Raw genomic sequence first — 2,055 nt, forward strand, 5'->3', positions numbered from 1 at the left:
GTTTGCAGATTCATTAATTAAATGGATTTAAATAATATGAAATGTAAAACAATCGTAGCCCTTGCTAGCATAATAAGTGCTAGTTCTGTTTCGGCGAATAATGAGGGTAATTTACAAGTTGAAGAAGCAAGCCCTCGTTTTGTTCTTACCTATGGGTGGGTTGCTGGTCAGGTGATGGCTGGTGCTAGCTCTGCAATTAAAGGTGGGGTTAAATCTGCATTGCAAGATGCAATTTTTGGCCCTAGTTCACCGGACTATGTCAACCTATCTGAAGAAAGCCTGCAGCAGATTGAAGACATAGTACAAAGTGCATTTGATAATGCAGCAAAAGAAGACATGATTCGAGATTTAAGAGCGTTAGAATACAGCATGAAGGCCTACAGTGATCGGCTAGATAGTGAGGGCATTCGTGATTTAGACACGTTAGCGAACATGGAAAGTGAGTCTAATAAACTTTATGCATCACCCGCCTTCAACACCTCTAAACCTTACTATACCGACATCACAGTGCATTACTCGGCTGCGGCTGCGTTTCGTTACGCCATATTGGCTGATAGGGTTCACTTCAAAGAAAACAGTATTACTTTCATAGAAAGCGCAGGCACGCAAATGGCCACTTATGTTGAAGCGATGGGGGCAGCAAGCGATAAAAAGATTGCTGAAAATGTATATTTAACATCATATAAAACGACGCAGTGTCAACTTAATCGTAATGTGCTAGGTGAAGCAGCAGAAGATTTAAGCCTCAAGTATGGTACACCCTCAAGTTGTTATGACTATACAGTGACTGATAATCTAGATGGGTCGAGCTATCGCTATCGATATCAAGACCACGGCGGTACCAATAGCAGCATGGCTAACAATAAAGTAAACAGCCTTACCACTAACTACCTTAATATCCTTAAAGGCGAAGATTATCAGAGTGTGATTGATAATTTGCAGCACATCTATAACTAAATCCTATATAACAATATATCGCTAAGCGAGGCGCTATATCTGTAGCGCCCCTGTGGGAATTAATTTTATGAAAAAATATTTATTTTTATTTATTACCCTCTTTATGATGGGCTGTAATTCATCTGATGATACAGCCAAAGAATGGTATGACGATCTGTATTTTGAACACCCAGCCATGAAACAGTGTTTGATTAGCTGGGTTGAAGAATATGGTTGGACAAGTGCGGAAGAGGTGACTAAGTTAAGTTGCAGCCGTAATGGCATAGATTCTATTGCTGGAATTGAACAGTTCGAAAATCTAAGTCGGTTGTATCTTAGTTATACTGCACTTAAGGAGTTAGACCTCAGCGGTAATCCTAAATTGGATTATATCAATATAGGCAAGAATCCTTACTTAAAATCTGTCGATGTATCACAGAATTTAGAGTTAACTGCAATGTATGTCTACGAAAATGCCGTAGAGGAAATTAATCTCTCAAACTTACCTAAGCTTGATCATGCTTTTTTAAATAACAATCATATTAAAGCGCTTAAACTCGATGGTACTGATGTCAGATATTTAAACGTTGAAAATAATTTAATTGAAAACATTGATCTGAGCAATGCTCGAAGCATTCGCGATTTGACCTTAACGGGTAACCCCATTACCAATATTGACCTGTCCAATCTGCAAGATTTAACAGCGTTAACTATTTATAACACCGGGATAAGTACTTTAGATGTTTCATATAATCAAGAGCTCATAGTGCTCGGTGCCAAGGATAATAACATCGAAAGCATTCGATTTTATAATAACCCTAAGTTGACAAACGTTAATATCACGAACAACCCACTTGATAAAGATACACTTGATTACTTGGCTACGATTGATTGGATGGATGTTTTACGATATTAATTATGCTAGCCCAAGTTTATTAAATGTTTCTATCAAAGTACTTGGCTTTTGAGAAAATATTATAGCGAGGTAATGGGGCCTCGCTATGAAAAGCGTTAACGCCTTACAGCCATTAAAAATTAGATTGATATCGTCTTTCGAAAATTAAGACATTACTTTTTAATGCTAGTCGCCAACATTAGAGCTTTGGGTCTAACTAATTC

2 protein-coding genes are annotated in these 2,055 nt (G+C 37.8%); both read left to right on the forward strand.

Annotation, left to right across the window (positions count from 1 at the left end):
• Window positions 1-36: 36 nt before the first annotated feature.
• Window positions 37-957, forward strand: a complete 921-nt coding sequence (locus CXF82_RS01275) for a hypothetical protein (RefSeq protein ID WP_145991633.1) — start codon at window positions 37-39, stop codon at window positions 955-957.
• A 67-nt stretch (window positions 958-1,024) separates the two neighbouring features.
• On the forward strand, window positions 1,025-1,852 hold the full coding sequence (locus CXF82_RS01280; RefSeq protein WP_101091891.1) for a leucine-rich repeat domain-containing protein: 828 nt from the start codon (window positions 1,025-1,027) through the stop codon (window positions 1,850-1,852).
• The last annotated feature ends 203 nt before the right edge of the window (window positions 1,853-2,055 follow it).

The sequence above is a fragment of the Shewanella sp. GutDb-MelDb genome (assembly GCF_002836075.1).
GTDB lineage: Bacteria > Pseudomonadota > Gammaproteobacteria > Enterobacterales > Shewanellaceae > Shewanella.

Bases quoted from the DNA above. Each gene is read 5' to 3' on its own strand.
- CXF82_RS01275 (WP_145991633.1), top strand. From the start codon at position 37: ATGAAATGTAAAACAATCGTAGCCCTTGCTAGCATAATAAGTGCTAGT.
- CXF82_RS01280 (WP_101091891.1), top strand. From the start codon at position 1,025: ATGAAAAAATATTTATTTTTATTTATTACCCTCTTTATGATGGGCTGT.